The 19,536-nt window shown below is 58.3% G+C and carries 15 protein-coding genes; 6 read left to right on the top strand and 9 right to left on the bottom strand.

Annotated features, from left to right (window positions below):
- Positions 1–172 precede the first annotated feature (172 nt).
- Positions 173–934, bottom strand: coding sequence for a TSUP family transporter (locus ACN9MZ_RS01750; RefSeq protein WP_426340623.1), 762 nt, complete (start codon positions 932–934; stop codon positions 173–175).
- Between the two features lie 91 nt (positions 935–1,025).
- Between ACN9MZ_RS01750 and ACN9MZ_RS01745 the strand changes: the two genes are divergently transcribed.
- Together ACN9MZ_RS01745 and ACN9MZ_RS01740 are read left to right on the top strand one after the other, a co-directional pair.
- Positions 1,026–2,183 carry an iron-containing alcohol dehydrogenase gene (locus ACN9MZ_RS01745; RefSeq protein WP_426342851.1) on the top strand — a complete coding sequence of 386 codons (1,158 nt, stop codon included), beginning with the start codon at positions 1,026–1,028 and terminating at the stop codon, positions 2,181–2,183.
- A 94-nt stretch (positions 2,184–2,277) separates the two neighbouring features.
- Entirely contained in the window at positions 2,278–2,952 is a 675-nt protein-coding gene (locus tag ACN9MZ_RS01740; RefSeq protein ID WP_426340622.1) for a hypothetical protein, read from the top strand.
- Here the strand turns inward: ACN9MZ_RS01740 and ACN9MZ_RS01735 are convergent.
- Genes ACN9MZ_RS01735 through ACN9MZ_RS01710 form a run of 6 tightly spaced genes read right to left on the bottom strand, consistent with a single transcriptional unit; the run spans position 2,949 to position 9,107 of the window.
- Positions 2,949–3,923 (bottom strand): branched-chain amino acid ABC transporter permease, encoded by a 975-nt coding sequence (locus ACN9MZ_RS01735; RefSeq protein ID WP_426340621.1) that lies wholly within the window; start codon positions 3,921–3,923, stop codon positions 2,949–2,951. The genes ACN9MZ_RS01740 and ACN9MZ_RS01735 overlap by 4 nt on opposite strands.
- Positions 3,924–4,808 (bottom strand): branched-chain amino acid ABC transporter permease, encoded by an 885-nt coding sequence (locus ACN9MZ_RS01730; RefSeq protein ID WP_426340620.1) that lies wholly within the window; start codon positions 4,806–4,808, stop codon positions 3,924–3,926.
- A gap of 5 nt (positions 4,809–4,813) precedes the next feature.
- The gene (locus tag ACN9MZ_RS01725; RefSeq protein WP_426340619.1) at positions 4,814–6,010 is read right to left on the bottom strand and encodes an ABC transporter substrate-binding protein; all 1,197 of its coding nucleotides are present in this window, start codon (positions 6,008–6,010) and stop codon (positions 4,814–4,816) included.
- A 26-nt stretch (positions 6,011–6,036) separates the two neighbouring features.
- The gene (locus tag ACN9MZ_RS01720; protein WP_426340618.1) at positions 6,037–6,741 is read right to left on the bottom strand and encodes an ABC transporter ATP-binding protein; all 705 of its coding nucleotides are present in this window, start codon (positions 6,739–6,741) and stop codon (positions 6,037–6,039) included.
- Entirely contained in the window at positions 6,738–7,487 is a 750-nt protein-coding gene (locus ACN9MZ_RS01715) for an ABC transporter ATP-binding protein (RefSeq protein WP_426340617.1), read from the bottom strand. The genes ACN9MZ_RS01720 and ACN9MZ_RS01715 overlap by 4 nt, the downstream gene beginning before the upstream one ends.
- An 18-nt stretch (positions 7,488–7,505) precedes the next feature.
- The gene (locus tag ACN9MZ_RS01710) at positions 7,506–9,107 is read right to left on the bottom strand and encodes a GMC family oxidoreductase (RefSeq protein WP_426342850.1); all 1,602 of its coding nucleotides are present in this window, start codon (positions 9,105–9,107) and stop codon (positions 7,506–7,508) included.
- Between the two features lie 307 nt (positions 9,108–9,414).
- On the opposite strand from ACN9MZ_RS01710, the gene ACN9MZ_RS01705 reads away from it, so the two are divergent.
- Entirely contained in the window at positions 9,415–12,390 is a 2,976-nt protein-coding gene (locus ACN9MZ_RS01705; RefSeq protein ID WP_426340616.1) for a bifunctional diguanylate cyclase/phosphodiesterase, read from the top strand.
- 223 nt (positions 12,391–12,613) lie between these two features.
- Positions 12,614–13,318: a 5'-methylthioadenosine/adenosylhomocysteine nucleosidase gene (locus ACN9MZ_RS01700; protein WP_426340615.1), complete on the top strand. Its 705-nt coding sequence runs from the start codon at positions 12,614–12,616 to the stop codon at positions 13,316–13,318.
- Here the strand turns inward: ACN9MZ_RS01700 and ACN9MZ_RS01695 are convergent.
- The gene (locus tag ACN9MZ_RS01695) at positions 13,311–13,766 is read right to left on the bottom strand and encodes an Lrp/AsnC ligand binding domain-containing protein (protein WP_028103394.1); all 456 of its coding nucleotides are present in this window, start codon (positions 13,764–13,766) and stop codon (positions 13,311–13,313) included. The two genes, ACN9MZ_RS01700 and ACN9MZ_RS01695, sit on opposite strands and share 8 nt — an antisense overlap.
- A gap of 212 nt (positions 13,767–13,978) precedes the next feature.
- On the opposite strand from ACN9MZ_RS01695, the gene putA reads away from it, so the two are divergent.
- Complete coding sequence (putA, locus tag ACN9MZ_RS01690) at positions 13,979–17,608, top strand: trifunctional transcriptional regulator/proline dehydrogenase/L-glutamate gamma-semialdehyde dehydrogenase (protein WP_426340614.1); 3,630 nt, start codon at positions 13,979–13,981, stop codon at positions 17,606–17,608.
- A 118-nt stretch (positions 17,609–17,726) separates the two neighbouring features.
- Entirely contained in the window at positions 17,727–18,500 is a 774-nt protein-coding gene (locus ACN9MZ_RS01685; protein ID WP_426340613.1) for an REP-associated tyrosine transposase, read from the top strand.
- 56 nt (positions 18,501–18,556) lie between these two features.
- On the opposite strand, the gene ACN9MZ_RS01680 is transcribed toward ACN9MZ_RS01685, so the two are convergent.
- Positions 18,557–19,525, bottom strand: a complete 969-nt coding sequence (locus tag ACN9MZ_RS01680) for a LysR family transcriptional regulator (RefSeq protein ID WP_426340612.1) — start codon at positions 19,523–19,525, stop codon at positions 18,557–18,559.
- Between the last annotated feature and the right edge of the window lie 11 nt (positions 19,526–19,536).

Here is a 19,536-nt window from a genome sequence, read left to right as displayed (position 1 = left end):
GGGGATCGAACTGAATTATAAAGTTTTTTCGACCGTGCGAATTTTTTGGGCAGGATTTTTTTGATCGCAATGTTTCACGTGAAACAAAAGGACGGAGAAAAAGAAATGGGGACGTACCCCTTTGAAGGGTACGTCCCTATTTCTTTCTCTCATTGTTTCACGTGAAACACTATCACTTCAACCATGCGTCATAGCCCGTTTTGACAATGAGCAGTACCACCACGGCCAGGAACAGGCGGCGCACGAACTCGCTGCCGTGCTTCAAAGCCAGCTTGGTGCCGAGCACCGAGCCGACCACCTGGCACACCGCCATCATCAAACCAAGTTGCCAGATGATGTGGCCAGTGAATCCGAACAGCAGGATTGCCGCCACATTACATGCCACGTTCACCACCTTGGCAGCCGCCGACGCACCGAGGAAATCGAAGCCAAAACTGCGCACGAACAGGAAGACCAGGAAGCTGCCAGTGCCTGGGCCAAAGAATCCGTCATAGAATCCGATCCCTGCGCCGACCAGAACTGCTAACACCTTCTCCTTCGTACCGGTGTGCAGCGGAGCGTGAACACTGCCCAGGTCCTTGCGATAGAAGGTATAAACGGCCACCGCCAACAGCACAAATGGCAGCAGTCCACGCAAGAAGTCAGGCGGAATCCTGGTGACGGTATAGGCTCCGAGGAAAGCAAACAGGAAAGCCGCGACCGCCGCCGGCGCCACGGTCGTCCAGGCAATTTGGGTGCGGCGGGCATAGTTCACCGCGGCGGCGCTGGTCCCGAACACGCTGGCAACTTTATTGGTTCCCAACAGCGTCGCCGGCGGAGTGCCGCTCATGGCCGAGAAGAGAGCCGGAATCTGGATCAGTCCGCCGCCTCCAACGACCGCATCCACAAAACCTGCCGCGAACGCAGCCCCAGCCAACAATCCATACTCGACCATCACCCCGCCCCAACTGAATCGGAAACGTAATATTGTAAGCCGGAACTCAGCAGGGTGCCCGAGGCTGGTGTAAGCTCCTCTGATGAACCAGATCACCTCATTCAGCTTCGCGACGGTTCCCGTAATTCTATCTGCCCCCGGCGCAACAAAGGACTTGGGCAAGGAACTTCGCGCCCGGTTCCCATCCCTCCGCCGCGTGTTGCTCGTTACCGACCAAGGCTTCCTGCGCACAGGACTGGCCGACGCGCCCACCGCCAGCTTGCGCTCGGCAATGTTTCACGTGGAACAATTTGCGGACGTATTAGCTGATCCGCCCGAACACGTAATCGAAGAGGCGCTCGCGCTCGCCCGCCAGAACCAGACCGAACTCGTCATTGGTCTGGGCGGAGGAAGCTCAATGGATGTCGCCAAACTAGTCGCCGTGCTCACCGACAGCCCGCAATCACTCGCAGAAATCTACGGCATTGGCAATGTCCGCGGAACGCGCCTGCCCCTGGTCCAAATCCCGACGACCGCAGGCACCGGCTCCGAAGTCACCAACATATCCATAGTCACAACCGGCGCCACCAGCAAGATGGGCATCGTCGCGCCGCAGCTCTATGCCGACATGGCGATCCTTGATGCCGAGCTTACTTTTGGCTTGCCCTCGGCCGTGACCGCAGCAACCGGCATCGACGCAATGGTTCACGCCATTGAAGCCTACACCAGCAAACACAAGAAGAATCCCCTCTCCGATGGCTTGGCCCGCCAGGCCTTGAGCCTGCTGTCGCGCCACCTGATCCGCGCCTGTGAGAGCGGACACGACCTGGCCGCACGTCAGGCCATGCTGCTCGGCGCGATGCTGGCTGGTCAAGCCTTCGCCAACGCGCCCGTCGCAGCAGTCCACGCCCTAGCCTATCCGATCGGCGGCGTCTTCCATGTCCCGCACGGACTATCGAACTCGCTGGTGTTGCCCCATGTGCTGCGCTTCAACGCAGAGACATGCGCCGAGCAATATGCCGAGCTAGCGAGAATTGTCGTTCCCCACACCGAAGGCAGCGTCGCAGCGCGCGCCGAGGCACTCGCTGTTGCAATGCAACAATTCGCCATCATCACGGGCTTACCTCGCACGCTGCAGCAAGTCGGCATCACCGCCAGCGACCTCGACCTGCTGGCCGATGAGGCCATGAAGCAAACCCGCCTGCTCGGCAACAATCCGCGTCCGGTCACACGCGACGACGCCTACGCACTTTACAAATTGGCGCTCTGAAACATCACGGCCCTCAACGATATAATCCGCGTTCCTTAACACGCGGACACTTCACATGGCCGGTCGGTCACCCCTTCCACTTCTGATTTCGCTAATGGCCGGGTCCGCCGCAGCAGGCGATGGAATTGACGGGCGCTTTGGCCGCACTGAAGTTCGTTATGTCGCCACCAAGCCGGTGGTTTTCCACAACGGACAAAAGGCCTTCGCCATCGACGATGCCGATGACGCAGCAATCCTCCGCCTTATTCCGGAAGCCACGAAGGACTTCGTCCTCGTCCGCTCCTGGCAGCCAGCCCTCAAATGTCCTGCAGCGTTTCACTTACTCAGCATTCAACCCAAAGCGCCGCTCCAGGTCTCTCCCCCTTTCGGTGCCTGCACCGAAATCGCAGGAATCAGCTTCGCTGGCCAATCTCCTGTCGTCCATTTGCGCCAACCCGGCGTGGGGAAAATTGAGCAGATCACGTGGAAGGATGGGAAGATGTACGAGCTGGCAGCGGTAAGCCAAGCGTGTTTCGCGAAGCACGAACAAGCGAACGAAAAGAGCAGCCGGCAGCTTGCTGCCCTTATCGCGGCAGGCGACGGGAGACTGCAATTCCATTCGGCGCCGGACGAGCGCTGCGAAATCGCCGGCACTTTCGTAGTGCCGGGCGACCGGCTCGAGGCATCCCGCGTTCACGGCCGCTATACGCTAGTCTTCTATCAGCATCCGAAAGCTGCGAGGGTCGCCGTCGGCTGGGTCGATAGCTCCCGCCTCAAGCCAGCCAACTAAGCCTTGCGCTTCTTCGCTTGCAGGTAAAGGAACTCGCCAACGATCCCTTTACGGAACAACAGGACGCAGGCAACGAAGATAAAGCCGATTACCAGGCTGACCGCTTCGCCAAGTGTGGAGAACCACTCAATACCAGTGGCACCGGCGATCATGGTGCCGAAGTCGCCGAGCTTGTTCTCCAAAGAGATGATCACAATCGCGCCAATGATCGGGCCGACCAACGTGCCCATGCCGCCGACAAGGGTCATCAAAATCACCAGGCCGGACATCGCCCAGTGCACATCGGTCAGAGTTTCAAAGCCCAACACAATCGACTTGGTCGCACCGGCCAGCGCGGCCAGCGAACCGGAAAGCACGAACGCCGCGAGCTTGTACTTGTCCACGTCATAGCCCAGTGAGATCGCTCGCGGCTCGTTCTCCTTGATCGCCTTCAGCACCTGGCCGAAGGGCGAATGCACCGTGCGCATGATCAGGGCAAAGCCAGCGATGAAAATCCCCAGGACCGCGTAATACATCGTCAGGTCGCTGCCCAGGTCCAGCACCCCGAGCAGCTTGCCGCGCGGGATACCCTGCAAGCCGTCTTCGCCGCCGGTGAAATCGGTAAAGCGCAGCGCCGCGAAATACACCATCTGCGCCAACGCCAGCGTGATCATCGAGAAATAAATCCCCTGGCGCCGAATCGCCAGGCCGCCCATGACCAACCCGATCACCGCACCGACCGCCACGCCAACCAGCAAGCTCAGTTCAAACGACAGCCCCCAATTCTTCAGAGCGTTTCCCGCAAAGTAACCCGCCGCCCCGAAGAAGGCTGCATGGCCAAACGACAGCAATCCCGTAAAGCCAATCAGCAGGTTGAACGCGCAGGCAAACAATGCGAAGCACAAGAGCTTCATCAGCAGCACGGGATAGCCGACAAACGGCGCGCCCAGCGCCAGCACGAATGCGATGGAATAGCCCAGCTTCTTGTTCATTTATCGTTCCTTGCCAAACAGGCCAGCGGGGCGCAGCAATAAAATGATGACCATCACCAAAAATACGACCGTGTTGGCGAATTCGGGATAAAACACTTTCGTCAGTCCCTCGATCACGCCGAGCGCCAGGCCGGTCACGATCGAACCCAGGATCGATCCCATGCCCCCGATCACCACAACCGCGAATACGACGATAATCAGGTTCGACCCCATCAAGGGTGTCACCTGCTGGATCGGAGCCGCCAGGACGCCTGCAAAGCCCGCCAAAGCGACGCCGAAGCCGTAGGTCAGGGTCACCATCAAGGGAACGTTGATGCCGAACGCTTCCACCAGCTTCGGGTTCTCGGTGCCGGCGCGCAGGTAAGCGCCCAGTTTCGTCTTCTCGATCACGAACCAGGTCGCCAGGCAAACCACCAGGGAGGCCAGCACGACCCACGCGCGGTAATTCGGCATCACCATGAATCCGAGGTCGGTCGCCCCCTGCAAGGCCTCGGGCGTTTCAAACGGCTGCCCCGAGACCCCGTAAAACGAGCGGAATCCGCCTTCGATCAGCAGGGTCAGCCCGAACGTCAACAGCAGCCCATAGAGATGATCAAGCTTGTACAGACGACGCAGCATTGTCCTTTCGATCACAACACCCAAGACACCCACGACCAACGGCGCCAGCAACAGCACGCTCCAATAGCTCATGCCGAAGTAGGTCATGCCGATCCACGCGAGGAAGGCGCCCATCATGTACATGGCGCCGTGCGCGAAATTGATCACATTCAGCAGACCGAAAATCACGGCAAGGCCGAGGGACAGCATGGCGTAAAAAGAGCCGTTGACGAGTCCCAGCAAAAGCTGGGACATCATCATCGGAAGCGGGCGGCCGAAGATTTCCATCTAGCTCACTTCCACAGGGCACACTTGGATTCGGCCTTCGACATATAGGCCTGGTCGCCAGGAATCGTCGCGGCGACCTTGTAATAATCCCAGGGATACTTGGACTCCGACTGCTTTTTCACTTCCATCAGGTACATATCGTGCACCATGCGGCCGTCCGGCCGGATCACGCCATGGGTGGTGAAGACATCCTTGATGGTGGTCGATTTCAGTTTCGCCATCACCTTGTCCGAATCGTCCGTGCCCACGGCCTTCACCGCAGCCAGGTATTGCGATGCGGCAGAATAATCGCCTGCCTGCAGCATCGACGGTTCCTTCTTCATCTTCGTGAAGTAGCGTTTTGACCAGGCGCGCGTGGTGTCGTTCATGTCCCAATACCAGCCGTCGGTCAGGTACATGCCGGCGGTGGCATTCAAGCCAAGCGAGTGGATGTCGTTGATGAACACCAGCAGGCCGGCCATCTTCATCTTCTTCGACACGCCGAATTCATTGGCTGCCTTCACCGAATTGATAAAGTCGCCGCCGGCATTCGCCAAGCCAAGCACTTGCGCCCCCGAAGATGAAGCCTGCATCAGGAAGGACGAAAAATCAGTCCCAGGGAAGGGGTGGCGCACATTGCCAATCACCTTGCCGCCCGACTTGTTGACCACCTCGCTCGTATCCTTCTCCAGCGAGTGGCCGAAGGCGTAATCGGCGGTCAGGAAGTACCAGTTCTTGCCGCCCTGCTTGACCATGGTGCTGCCGGTACCACGCGCCAGCGCCACCGTGTCGTAGGCGTAGTGCACGGTGTAGGGCGTGCATTCTTCATTGGTCAGGCGCGAGGAACCGGCGCCAACCACCATGAAGACCTTCTTCTTGTCTGCGGCCACTTTCGCCATCGCCAGGTTGGCGCCGGAATTTGTGCCGCCAACCAGCATGTCAACGCCCTGCTGGTCGAACCACTCGCGTGCCTTGGAGGCTGCGATATCGGCCTTGTTCTGGTGGTCGGCAAAAACAAATTCGATCTTCTTGCCGTTGATCGCGCCTCCCGCATCGGCAATCGCCATCTTGATCGCTTCGGCGCCACCCTGCCCGTCGATGTCTGAGTAGACGCCTGACATATCGGTAATGAAACCGATCTTGATGGTGTCGCCGGAAATCTGGGCGTGCGCGCTACCAAAGGCGCAAAGGGCTGCTGCAAAGGCAATGGCGTTGCGTTTCATAGTGTCTCCGTTTTCAGTTTTGATATTCAAACGCCCAGCAGCTCGGTCAATACCGGCATGCCGGCGTCCAATTCCGATGACGCAAAACTCTCAACAATCCGACCGTGTTCCATGACATAAAACCGATCCGCCAACGGCGCGGCGAACCGGAAATTCTGTTCGACCATCACAATCGTGTAACCCTTGGCTTTCAGCGTGCGGATCATGCGCGCCAGCCCTTGCACGATAACGGGCGCCAGCCCTTCCGAGATTTCATCCAGCAGCAGCAGGCGCGCACCGGTACGCAGGATGCGCGCCACCGCCAGCATCTGCTGTTCGCCGCCGGACAGGCGCGTGCCCTGGCTCGTTCGGCGCTCCTTCAGGTTGGGGAACATCCCGTAGATTTCTTCGACCGGCATGCCCTGCCCAGTCTTCAACGCCGGCGGAAGCAGCAAGTTTTCCTCGGTGGTAAGCGAAGAGAAAATACCACGCTCTTCAGGACAATAGCCGACTCCCAAGTGGGCAATCTTGTGCGTCGACAGACCGATCGCTTCCTGGCCATTGATGCGGATCGAACCCTTACGCGTTCCGGTCAAGCCCATGATGGCCCGCAGCGTCGTGGTGCGGCCGGCGCCGTTACGGCCAAGCAGCGTCACCACTTCGCCGTGGTTCACGTTCAGGTTCACGTCATGCAGGATGTGCGACTCGCCATACCAGGCCTGGAGCTGGCTGATCTCCAGCGCGGCCGTCATGCTTCGGTCCCCATATAGGCTTCCATCACTTGCGGGTTCTTCGACACTTCTTCATACGCCCCTTCCGCCAGCACCGCCCCGCGCTGCAGCACGGAGATGCGGTGGCAGATGCCTGAGACCACGCTCATATTGTGTTCAACCATCAGGATCGTGCGCCCGGTGGAAACCTTCTTGATCAACTCGGTAACGCGGTGCACATCCTCGTGGCCCATGCCCTGGGTTGGTTCGTCGAGCAGCATCAGTTCGGGTTCCATGGCCAGCGTCGTGGCGATCTCCAAGGCGCGCTTGCGGCCATACGGCATGTCGACCGTCAGCGTATCGGCGAACGAAGCCAGGTCGACCTCGGCCAGCAATTCCATCGCGCGACCATTCAACCGCTCCAGCGTGCGTTCGCTGCGCCAGAAATGGAAGGTAGTACCCAGCTTGCGCTGCAAGCCGATGCGCACATTCTCGAGCACGGTCAGGTGAGGGAAAACTGCGGAAATCTGGAAGGAACGGATCACGCCCATGCGCGCAATCTGCGCCGGCTTGTGTGAGGTGATGTCCTTGCCGTTAAAGAGAATCTGGCCCGAGGTGGGCACCAGGAACTTGGTCAGCAGGTTGAAGCATGTCGTCTTGCCGGCGCCGTTCGGACCGATCAAGGCGTGGATATGCCCACGCTGGACTTGCAGGTCCACGTTGGCGACAGCGGTGAATCCCTTGAACTCCTTGGTCAAACTCTTTGTTTCCAAGATGAAGTCGGACATTGCGTCTCCCCGGTTTTGCTAGATCATACACAAAAGCGCTGCCTTTTCCGCAATCATGATTACCGGGGAATTCGTGTTACCGGAAGTAATGGTGGGCATCACCGAAGCGTCGGCAACGCGCAAGCCGCGCACACCTAGCACCCGCAATTCGCTGTCAACCACGGCCGAAACGTCGTCAGCGCGGCCCATTTTGCAGGTGCCGACCGGGTGGAAAATCGTGGTCCCGATGGACCCCGCAGCCTCGGCCAACTCCTCGTCAGTGCGAAAATGCACACCGGGTTTGCATTCTTCCGGCCTGTATTTCGCCAGCGCCGGCGCCGAAACGATCTTGCGCGTCAGGTTCAGCGCAGCCGCGGCCACGCGCCGGTCTTCGTCAGTACTCAGGTACATCGGCGTAATTTTTGGCGGCGCGTATGAATCGGACGAAGCAATCCGCACATGGCCGCGCGAAGTTGGGCGCAGGTTGCAAACACTGGCCGTGAAAGCAGGGAAGTCGTGCAGCGGTTCGCCAAATCGCTCCAGCGACAGCGGCTGCACGTGATACTCCAGGTTAGGCGTGGCTTGCTCAGGACCCGAACGTGCAAAAGCGCCCATCTGCGAAGGCGCCATCGACATCGGCCCGCTCTGGAACAGCGCATATTCCAGCCCAATGCGTGCCTTGCCCAACCAGCTTGAAGCCAGGGTGTTCAAGGTCCGCGCACCCTGGACTTTGAATACCATGCGCAGCTGCAGGTGATCCTGCAGGTTGGCTCCAACACCGGGCAAATCATGCACCGGCTGCACGCCGGCTTGCGCCAGCATGTCTGCAGGGCCGATGCCAGACAACTGAAGAATCTGCGGCGTGCCGATCGCCCCAGCCGCCAACACGGTTTCACCCGCCTCCGCTTTCCAGCGAGTACCGCCGCCTGTGAATACGACGCCTTTGCAGACGCCCTCCTCCAGCACCAGTTTTTCAACGTGGCAGCCCGTCATCAACGTCAGGTTGGGGCGCCCGGTCGCGGCTCGCAAAAAAGCTTTCGCCGTATTCCAGCGGATCCCGCGCTTCTGGTTCACCTCGAAATATGAACAGCCGAAATTATCACCGCGGTTGAAATCGTCGACCTTCGGGATGCCTGTCTGTTCCGCAGCATCGCGGAACGCGTCAAGAATGTCCCAACGCAGACGCTGCTTTTCAACGCGCCATTCGCCGCCGGCGCCGTGGAAATCCGATACGCCGCCGTGATGGTCTTCACTCTTGCGGAACAGCTGCAGGACTTCGGGCCAGCGCCAGCTTGGATCGCCGCATAGCTCAGCCCACTGGTCGTAATCGTTAGCCTGGCCTCGCATATAGATCATGCCGTTGATCGAAGAACTCCCGCCAAGAACCTTTCCGCGAGGATAAATCAAGCTTCGGCCGCCCAGGCCCACATCCGGTTCGGTGCGAAACAGCCAGTCCGTACGCGGATTATTGATGCAATGAAGGTAACCGACCGGGATGTGAATCCAGACGTAATCGTCCTTTCCTCCCGCTTCGATCAATAACACCTGGCTTTTTGGATTTTGCGTGAGGCGATTCGCGAGAACACAGCCCGCAGTCCCTCCCCCCACGATGATGTAGTCAAACTGGCCCGCTGATTCCAAGCTTTCTCCTGGTCCGGAGCTGTGGATAACGCTATGAATATCCACAGGCATCGTTTGTGAGTAAACAAGACTTCCCGAAAACCGCCCAAAATTGTCCAAAAACAGTTCGCAACTCACGCAAGGTTTACGCGCCTGCTTATACAGCTCGTAAACCCCTGATTTTTCTCCGCAAGGTGCACTTATCCACAGAAAGTCGTGGTTGTTAACAACCATTACTACTTTGTATACACACTAATCTAACGTAAACAAAACTCTCCACCTATACTGAACAAGCAAGTTGTTCCATGCAATCCGCCTGGAGGGGCTCTTGTCGACCACCGCCGCCTATCGACGCTTTCGCAGGCGATTGCTCGTCACCATGACGATGCTCGCCTTGCTCGCCACCGCAGTCGTCGCCTGGCAGCTGGCTTCCTCTGCACGCGATCGCGAACAGGCTATCCGTCAGCAAACCCGACACTATGCACGGGCTATCGAAGCCCAGGTTTTGAGCACTATCCAGCTTTCAGACATTGCTTTGCTTGGTTTTGCCAATGCCATCAAGGTTGCCCCCTACACGCCAAAGACGATCGATGGATTGATTTCTTCCCGTGGAGCGTCATTCGGTAACAGCTTCTGGATAACCTTCATCGATCCGGATGGCTTTGCAGTCGCCAGTTCTCGCGATATCGCCATCAAAGGCATCAATTTTGCGGACCGCGACTACTTCCAGGCTCACCTCCGACCTGGAAGCCAGCTTTTTGTCGGTGAACCGACCCGTGGCCGAATCACAAATTCGCGACTTCTTTTCCTTAGCCGCCGAGTTGAAGATGCTGACGGCAAATTCCTCGGTGTGATCGTGGCGCCGATTGATGCCAGCCGCCTGGCTGATACTTTTGAAAATTCACGCCTCAGCGAAGATGTCACCGTCACCTTGTTCCATACCAACGGCCACATCGTCGCCCGCGCTCCGCTCTTTGACCAAACCTTCAATCGCGATATTCGCGACTCAAACGTCTTCAAGGCCTTCGGCCACAACCCAATCGGCACAATCGAAACCATCAGTCCGATAGATAAAAAATCCCGGATCGCCAGTTACCGCAAGCTGCCAAACCTGCCGCTGGTCGTTACCGTAGGCAGCTCAAATGTTGGCCTGGCGCTGATCTCACAACGGCAACTCCTGATTGCCGGCGTAGCCCTGTTCCTGATCTTTACCCTGATCCTCGCCGCAATCATTTATGCCCTGCGTTCCTTTGCCGCAGCCGAAGACCGCGAAAACCGCTACCGCACCCTCTACGCGACATCGGTCGAAACCGAAAAGAAGCTGGCCAGCAGCGAGCAGCGTCTGCGTTTGATAGCCGACAACCTGCCTATCGTGATCGCCTACATGGAACGCGACGAGCACTACTCCTTCAAAAATCGCCGCTTTGCTGAAATTTACGGCGGCGGGGAAAACCTGCAGCAAGTCCTGCCTCCAGGGCTGTATGCGGAAACGAAGCCTCACCTGCAGCGCGCCTTTGCCGGCGAAACGGTCCACTTCGAACGCGGCATGCATCGAAAAGGCCAGGACCGCTGCGACGCCATCACCTACGTGCCTGATCGAGACGAGAGTGGAAAAATAGTCGGCCTGTTCGTCATGGCCGAAGACATCACCGATCGAAAGCGCCACGAGGAATCGAGCAAACTGGCGACCCTCATGTACGAAAACGCCAGCGAAGGCATGATGGTGACCGATGCCGAGGGCCGCATCCTCTCCGTGAATCCTGCTTTCTCTCAGATCAGCGGCTACGCGTCGGAAGAAGTCATCGGCCACCTGGCCTACGAACTTACCTCTAGCCACCAGGACATCAAGTTCTATAGCCGGATGCGCCAGACCATCACCCACACGGGTTACTGGGAAGGCGAAATCTGGCACCAGCACAAGAATGGCGACCATTACCTCGTCTCGCTGCGCTTCAATACTGTTTTCGATGACAAGGGCACTCCGCTGCGCCACGTCGCCCTGTTCACCGACATTACGAAGAAAAAAGCCACCGAAGAAGCAATCTGGAAGCAGGCCAACTTCGACACCCTCACAGGCTTGCCCAACCGGCGCATGTTCAACGACCGCCTGCGCCTGGAGATCAAAAAAGCAGCGCGCGACCAGCTGCCAATGGCGCTGGTCTTCATCGACCTCGATGGCTTCAAAGCTGTCAACGACACGCTCGGCCACGATTTTGGCGACATCCTGCTGAAACAAGTGGCCGAACGCCTGCTGCAATGCTTGCGCAACACCGATACGGTCGCCCGTCTGGGAGGCGATGAATTCACCGTAATCCTGAGCGAGCTTAAGGAACCCGGCGACGTGGTCAGGATCGTCCAGGAAATCCTGCATAGCCTGGCCAGGCCGTTCCAGCTCAAGCACGAAATTGCCAATATATCGGGCAGCGTTGGCATTTCTCTGTTCCCGGACGACGGCGATGATGCCGAAGTGCTGATCAAAAACGCGGACCAGGCCATGTACACCGCCAAACAGCAGGGCCGCAACCGCTTCAACTACTTCGCGCCCTTCATGCAGGAAGCCAGCCAGATGCGCATCGAACTTGCAAACGAGCTGCGTAACGCCTTGAAAAACAAGGAATTACGCCTGCTATTCCAGCCAATCCGCAAGCTGGCGACTGGCAAGGTCGAAATGGCAGAAGCCTTGATTCGCTGGGAACATCCGCAGCGAGGCCTGCTCAAGCCAGCCGAATTCATAGGGGTTGCTGAAAATACCGGCGTCATCGCAGCTATAGGCGAATGGGTATTCCAGGAAGCTGCAGCCCTGACAGCAGGATTTGGCAACGACTTCAAAGTATGCGTGAACAAGTCGGCATGGCAGTTTCGCCACGAAGCGGTAGGCGTCGATCATTGGCTGGAATTACTCCGTGAACAGGCGCTATCGCCGTGTTCGATGGTCATCGAAGTTACGGAAGGGCTGTTATTGGAGGCAAACCGGGAAGTGGTACAGCGGGTACAAACGCTCAGGGATGCAGGCCTGCAGGTATCCCTGGATGATTTCGGGCATGGCTACTCCTCTCTGAACTTCCTGAAGCGTTTCAAGATCGATTTCCTCAAGCTGGACACCAGCTTCAGCGACAACCAGGTCCTGTGCGAAGCAATTGTCACGATGGCGCACAAGCTCGACATCAAAGTGATCGCCGAAAAGGTCGAAAACAAAGCCCAACTGGAAGTTTTGATGGCAGCAGGTTGCGATTTTGGCCAGGGATACCTGTTCGGAGCGCCAATTTCAGCTGAAAAACTGCATCACCTGTTGATAAGCCAATGAATATCCACAGGAGCGAATGTGCGTAAACACCGTTTTTGAGTTCACGCACAAAATTTGTTCAGAACTCATCCGGTTTACACCCAGTTCTTGTCCAGCCAGTTCTACAATCCGTAAACTTCTGATTCTGTGGATGTTAACAGGTTTATCCACAGATAGAGCCGCGTTTACTATCTACTACTATCTATTCGTATACAACTTTAAATAAATAGAGGACAACTCGCGCATGCGACTCGGAATCATTTCAGCCTTGGCAGAAGAACAGCAAGGCCTACTGGAAGCCATGGAGAGCCCCTACAAGCTCATCCACGGCAAGCGTGAGTACACGGCCGGAAAACTCTGGAAAATCGATTCTGTGGCTGTTTTATCGCGAATTGGCAAGGTAGCTGCTGCTGTGACAGCTGCAACCCTTGTGGAGAAGTTCAACGTTACCCACATCATCTTTACCGGCGTGGCCGGTTCTGCCGACCTGGGGGTTCAGGTAGGGGATGTCGTCGTCGCAGATTCCCTGGCTCAACACGACTTTGATGCCAGCCCACTGTTCCCGCGCTTCGAAATACCGCTGACCGGGCTTTCACGCATGCCTACAGACCGCGAATTGAGCCTGAAACTCAGCCTGGCTACGCGCGAATTCCTGCAGAACAACGCACAAGTTCACCGCGGCCTGATCGGCAGCGGTGATCAATTCATCAAGGACAGAGCCCATCTGGGAGCCCTGAAAGACGCACTGCCTGATCTACTGGCAGTGGAAATGGAAGGCGCAGCAGTTGCTCAGGTTTGTCACGAACTGGGAGTGCCCTTTGCCATCATGCGGACGATATCGGACAACGCAAACGAAGAAGCGGCGACGGATTTCATGCACTTCGTGCAAACCGTCGCCGCTCGCTACGCCTATGGCGTCATCCAGAATTTCTGCAAATCGCTTACTTGATCGGCAGTTTGGTGGTGTTTTTCACTTCTTCCATGACCGCATAAGTGTGGGTCTCCCGCACCCCCTTCTGCAGCAAAGTTTTGCCGAGGAACTCGCGGTAAGCCGCCATATCTTTCACACGAGCCTTGACCAGGTAGTCAAAACCGCCTGCAACCATATGGCATTCCAGGACTTCGGGAATGAGCTGGACACTATGTTTGAAGGCATCAAAGACCTCCGGTGTAGTGCGATCCAGCACAACTTCGATGAACACCAGCAGCGAAACATCCAGTAGCTGCGGGTTCAACTGCGCCGTATACCCCATGATGTAGCCGGCCTCGTGCAGCTTTCGCACCCGCTCGAGGCAAGCGGCAGGCGACAGGTTCACTCGCGCAGCCAGTTCCACATTGCTGATCCGGCCATCGTTCTGCAACTCGGCCAGAATCTTCTTACTGATCTTGTCCAGCATTACATCCCCACTATTAATTTTATTCGGTCAAATTCTCTCACCAAAAACTATCTATTGCTAGTAATAAGTATTACCAGAATTAATCCGAGCGATTCCGCCGTACAATCGAATCATTAGTTGCACTGCACAACACGCCCGCGCAAACAGGGTTTGCCGGGCGTGTTTTTGTGTCAACTCCCAGCTTTTTTACATACTAGCCAATAGAGACATTCATGCATCTGAACACCACTCCGTTCGCCGCACTTCAAGCAGAGATCCTGCGAGATCCGACTCCGCTGCGCAGCGCCATCACTGCTGCGTACCGCCGCGACGAACAAACTGCCGTGCAATGGCTGCTGTCGCAAATTAACGTCGGATCTCCGGAAACTACGCAAGATGCACAATCCCTGGCCAAGCGCCTGGTCACCGCTGTTCGTGAAAAACGCACCCGTTCCTCCGGCGTGGATGCGCTGATGCATCAATTCTCGCTATCGTCTGAAGAAGGCATCGCCTTGATGTGTCTGGCCGAAGCACTGTTACGAATTCCTGACTCCGCCACCGCCGACCGCCTGATCGCGGACAAGATTTCCAAAGGCGATTGGCGCAAGCACCTGGGCGAATCGCCCTCCCTGTTCGTGAATGCAGCGACCTGGGGCTTGCTGATTACTGGCAAGCTGGTCAGTTCCTCCAGCGAAGAAGGCCTCGGCTCGGCGATTGCCAGCCTGATCGCCAAAGGTGGCGAACCGTTGATCCGCAAAGGCGTCGACCTGGCGATGCGCATGCTGGGCAACCAGTTCGTGACAGGCCAGACCATCGATGAAGCGATCAAGAACGGCAAGGACAACGAAGCGCGCGGCTATCGCTATTCCTACGACATGCTGGGCGAGGCAGCGCTGACCGAAGTCGACGCGGCCTATTATTACGCCGCCTACGAAAAGGCGATTCACGCCATTGGCAAGGCATCGAATGGCCGCGGCATCCGCAACGGCCCAGGAATCTCCGTCAAGCTGTCCGCACTGCATCCACGCTACAGCCGCGCCCAGCGCGAACGCGTGATGTCCGAATTGCTGCCGCGCCTGACCGCCCTGGTAAAGCTGGCCAAGGGCTACAACATAGGCCTGAATATCGATGCCGAAGAAGCCGACCGACTGGAGCTGTCCCTGGACCTGATGGAAGCAATGGCCTTCAATGCTGAACTGGAAGGCTTCGACGGCATCGGCTTTGTGGTGCAGGCCTACCAGAAGCGCTGCCCATTCGTGATCGACTACCTGGTCGACCTGGCAAAGCGAAGCGGCCGCAAATTCATGGTACGCCTGGTCAAAGGCGCCTACTGGGATGCTGAGATCAAGCGCGCCCAGGTCGATGGCATGCCTGGCTACCCGGTCTATACGCGCAAGGTTTACACCGACGTATCGTACCTGGCTTGCGCACAACGACTGCTGGCAGCAACCGACGTGATTTACCCGCAATTTGCCACCCACAATGCGCAAACGCTGTCCACGATCTACACCTGGGCTAAGCGCGACGGCATCAACGGCTACGAATTCCAATGCCTGCACGGCATGGGCGAAACCCTGTACGACCAGGTGGTCGGCGCAGAAAACCTCGACAAGGCTTGCCGCATTTACGCACCGGTCGGCTCGCACGAAACCTTGCTCGCCTATCTGGTACGCCGCCTGCTGGAAAACGGCGCCAATTCCTCGTTCGTGAACCAGATCGTCGACGAAAGCATTCCGGTTGACTCCCTGATCACCAATCCGATCGAAGCCGCACGCAAACTGAATGGCGTTCCGCACAACGGCATCGCCCTCCCGCTGGACATGTTCGGTGCAGAACGCAAGAACTCCGCCGGTATCGACCTGTCGAACGAAGACGTGCTGCGCGAAGTTTCGCTGGCGCTGGCACAACCGCGTAGCTGGACTGCCGGCCCGCTGCTCGCAGTTGAAGCCAGTGCCGGCCAGGTTGCGCAACCCGTCATCAACCCGGCCCGCAAGGACGACGTCGTAGGCTCGGTGACCGAAGCCACTGCAGATGACGTCAACAACGCCCTGAACGCAGCCAGCCAGTTCGCCATGGATTGGCAAACCACCGAACCATCGCACCGCGCCGCATGCCTGGATCGTGCCGCCGACCTGTTCGAAACCCACAAACTGGAGCTGATGGCGCTGGCCGTGCGCGAAGCCGGTAAATCGCTGCCAAACGCAATTGCCGAAGTGCGTGAAGCAGTCGACTTCCTGCGCTACTACGCCGTGCAAGTGCGCGGCAGCACCAACACGCTGGCGCTCGGCCCTGTGACCTGCATCAGCCCATGGAACTTCCCGCTGGCTATCTTCACGGGCCAGGCCGCCGCAGCACTGGCAGCCGGCAACGTGGTGCTGGCGAAACCGGCTGAACAAACGCCGCTGATCGCGCAACGCGCAGTAGAACTGCTGCATGAAGCCGGCGTACCGCGCGCAGCGCTGCAATTCCTGCCAGGCCGCGGCGAAGTGGTTGGCGCAGGCCTGTGCAACGACACGCGCGTAAAAGGCGTGATCTTCACCGGCTCCACCGAAGTGGCGCAGCTGATCAACCGCACTCTGGCCAAGCGCGCCGTTGCTGAAAATGTGGACATCCCGCTGATCGCAGAAACCGGCGGCCAGAATGCGATGATCGTCGACTCCTCCTCGCTTCCGGAACAAGTGGTAGGCGACGCGATTTCGTCTGCCTTCGACAGCGCCGGCCAGCGCTGCTCCGCGCTGCGCGTGTTGTTCCTGCAAGAAGACATCGCCGACAAGACCATCAAGATGCTCAAAGGCGCGATGAAGGAGCTGCGTATCGGTTCGCCAGACCGACTGGTGACCGACATCGGCCCCGTCATCGACAAGGAAGCGCAGCAAAACCTGCTATCGCACATCGAAAAAGTACGCGCCTACGCCAAGGCCAGCTTCTCGTTGGAAGTGCCAGGCGCCGACGCCGGAACGTTTGTGCCGCCTACCGTGCTGGAGATCAGCTCCCTGTCCGAGCTGACCAAGGAAGTGTTTGGCCCGGTCATGCACGTGATCCGCTACAAGCGTTCCGAACTCCCGAAAGTGATCGAGCAAATCAATGACAGCGGCTTTGGCCTGACGCTGGGCGTTCACTCGCGCATCGACGAAACGATCGACTACATCACCTCCAGCGCACACGTAGGCAATATCTACGTCAACCGCAACATCGTCGGCGCGGTGGTGGGTGTACAGCCATTCGGCGGCGAAGGCAAATCCGGCACCGGCCCGAAAGCCGGCGGCCCGCTGTACCTGAAGCGCCTACAGCGCGGCGCTGTCACGCTAGAGCGCCACGAGCGCCAAGGTATGCCTGCAATCGACTCGCTGGCAGTATGGGCCAAGGCACAAGGCAAGAGCCGCCTCGCAGCGCATATCGAAAGCTACGCACGTACCACGCCAGTGGGCAGCCTGACGGCCCTGCCGGGACCGACCGGTGAGCGCAACACGCTGGCCTACGTCCCACGCGGCAATATCGCCTGCTTCGCCACGCACACCGACGTGCTGCTGAACCAGATTGCAGCCGTCCTGTCGACCGGCAATCGCGCGTTGATAGTAGATGGTTCGTTGCCGGCAGACCTGCCGGTAGACGTAAAAGCCATGATCCAGACAGTAGCCGCGGCCGACATGTCAAAAGCCGACTTCCAGATCGCCCTGGTGGAATCCAGCCTCGGCGCCAAGTTGCGCCCAGAACTGGCCGCACGCGACGGAGCGATTGTGTCGATCATCGACACGACGGAAGAAGGCGACATCCCGCTGTGGCGCCTGATTGCCGAACGCGCCCTATGCGTCAACACCACCGCCGCCGGCGGCAACGCCAGCCTGATGACCCTCGAGGCCTAAGCGAGCGTTCAACAGCCGAGTCCGTGTCCCACCATGGGGTCACACCCGAAACGAGACACGAACTCGGCAGTTGACGAGAATCAGCTAATGCAGTTGCTGCCCATGCTAACGTTCTCGCATGAGCCGCCCTCCCCGAATCATCTTTCCTGGTGCGATCTACCACGTAACCTCGCGTGGCAATCGGCGCGCAGCCATCTACCATGACGAGCGCGATCATCGGATCTGGCTTGAAAAATTGGCTGATACGGTCGAGGCGCATGCGTTCCTGGTTCATGCCTACTGCCAGATGCCAAATCACTACCATTTATTGCTCGAGACGGTACATGCCAATCTTTCCGAAGGCATGCACATGTTGAACGCAACTTATTGTCAGCATTTCAACAAGCGTCACGGATTAACTGGCCACGTCATTCAGGGCCGGTTCCATGCTGTTGGCGTAGGAAAGGAAAGGCAGCTTCTCGCGGTGGCGCGCTATATCAGCCTGAATCCAGTTCGGGCGAAATTAGTGAGCGACCCCAAGGACTGGCTATGGAGTAGCCATCGCCACTATCTGCAGCCGCAATTTGCGCCGCAATGGCTGGAAACGAACTGGCTGCTGTCGCAATTCGGAAGTGCTGATCTCAAAGAAAGAGTCGCAGCCTATGAGGCATTCGTCGCGGCTGGCATCGGCATGCCCAATCCCTTGAGCCTTCATACGGAGCGCACCAATTCAACCGAAGCGCAAGTTCAACCACTTATCGCCTATGCCGCGCTGTACTTGGATCGCGACGAAGCCATGGCACGAGCCCATCAATCGAAGGCCTACACACGGCGCCAGATCGCCGATTATTTCGGCGTTTCGATTAAGACCGTCTCCCGGGCAATCCAAAGTTTCGCCCCGGTAGGCGGCTGAGCACGTGTCTCAAAACGGGTGTGACCCCATGGTGGGACACGAGCCCGGCTGTAGGCCTAGTAGGTGTCGTTTTTGGGATTGGTGCCCGGGGCCGTCTTCTGGGCGACGGCGTTCATGCCTTCCAGGTGGCCGCGCAGCCATTTGTGGGCTGGGCTTCGGGCGTCGCGTTCGTGCCAGAGCATGTCCAGGTGCACGGCTGGGAGCTGGAATGGCAGCTCTTTGTAGATCAGCGCGTCTGTCATGCCGGTGGAGGCGATCAGGTGCTTCGGCAATACCGTGATCAGGTCGCTATTGGCCACCACGCGGCCGGCGGTGAAGAACTGGTTCACCGTCAGCAGGATGCGGCGTTCACGCTGAATCTGCGCCAGCGCTTCGTCGACCAGGCCATGCGCACGGCCGGAGAAGCTGACCAGCAGGTGGTTGGCCCCGCAGTAGTTATCCAGCGTCAGGTCCTGCTTGGCTAGCGGGTGCCCGCGCCGCATCACGGCAACGTAAATCCCGGAATACAGGCGTTCATGGCGAATCGGTGAGCTCGGTTCGCTCATTAACTGCGCTGCGACGCCGGGGAAGAAGCCGACCGCCAGGTCGATATCGCCGCGCAGCAGCATCGGCCGCGGTTCGCGCGTTGTCAAAGGGACCATGCGGATGTTCACGCCTGGCGCTTCGCGTTCAATCGAGCGCATCAGGGAAGGCAGCCAGAACGCGGCCGTTGCATCGGCCATCGCCATGCGGAACGTGGCATGGGTCTTGGACACGTCAAACGTGCCCGGCGTCACCGCAGCTTCCAGCGATGCCAGCGCGCTGCGGACTTGGGGCCACAACGCTTCCGCCCTGGGCGTCGGCTTCACGCCGTAAGCCGTGCGGATCAGCAAATCGTCGCCCAGGCTTTCGCGCAGGCGCTTGATGGCGTTCGACACCGCCGGCTGCGTCATGGCCAGGTGGCCGGCAGCGCGCGTCAGGTTCTGCTCAGTCATTACCGCGTCGAAAACGCGCAGCAGATTCAGGTCCAGGGTCAGAAAGCTCATCGGTCATTCAC

It is taken from the genome of Pseudoduganella sp. S-14 (assembly GCF_049913285.1).
Taxonomy (GTDB): Bacteria; Pseudomonadota; Gammaproteobacteria; order Burkholderiales; family Burkholderiaceae_D; genus Rugamonas.
Note: the sequence above shows the minus strand (reverse complement) of the source record. Positions and strands in the feature narration are given on the sequence as shown.

Excerpts from the sequence above, each read along its gene's own strand:
- ACN9MZ_RS01750 (WP_426340623.1), bottom strand. The coding sequence starts at position 934 with ATGGTCGAGTATGGATTGTTGGCTGGGGCTGCGTTCGCGGCAGGTTTT.
- ACN9MZ_RS01740 (WP_426340622.1), top strand. The coding sequence starts at position 2,278 with ATGGCCGGGTCCGCCGCAGCAGGCGATGGAATTGACGGGCGCTTTGGC.
- ACN9MZ_RS01735 (WP_426340621.1), bottom strand. The coding sequence starts at position 3,923 with ATGAACAAGAAGCTGGGCTATTCCATCGCATTCGTGCTGGCGCTGGGC.
- ACN9MZ_RS01730 (WP_426340620.1), bottom strand. The coding sequence starts at position 4,808 with ATGGAAATCTTCGGCCGCCCGCTTCCGATGATGATGTCCCAGCTTTTG.
- ACN9MZ_RS01725 (WP_426340619.1), bottom strand. The coding sequence starts at position 6,010 with ATGAAACGCAACGCCATTGCCTTTGCAGCAGCCCTTTGCGCCTTTGGT.
- ACN9MZ_RS01720 (WP_426340618.1), bottom strand. The coding sequence starts at position 6,741 with ATGACGGCCGCGCTGGAGATCAGCCAGCTCCAGGCCTGGTATGGCGAG.
- ACN9MZ_RS01715 (WP_426340617.1), bottom strand. The coding sequence starts at position 7,487 with ATGTCCGACTTCATCTTGGAAACAAAGAGTTTGACCAAGGAGTTCAAG.
- ACN9MZ_RS01700 (WP_426340615.1), top strand. The coding sequence starts at position 12,614 with ATGCGACTCGGAATCATTTCAGCCTTGGCAGAAGAACAGCAAGGCCTA.
- ACN9MZ_RS01695 (WP_028103394.1), bottom strand. The coding sequence starts at position 13,766 with ATGCTGGACAAGATCAGTAAGAAGATTCTGGCCGAGTTGCAGAACGAT.
- putA (WP_426340614.1), top strand. The coding sequence starts at position 13,979 with ATGCATCTGAACACCACTCCGTTCGCCGCACTTCAAGCAGAGATCCTG.
- ACN9MZ_RS01685 (WP_426340613.1), top strand. The coding sequence starts at position 17,727 with ATGAGCCGCCCTCCCCGAATCATCTTTCCTGGTGCGATCTACCACGTA.
- ACN9MZ_RS01680 (WP_426340612.1), bottom strand. The coding sequence starts at position 19,525 with ATGAGCTTTCTGACCCTGGACCTGAATCTGCTGCGCGTTTTCGACGCG.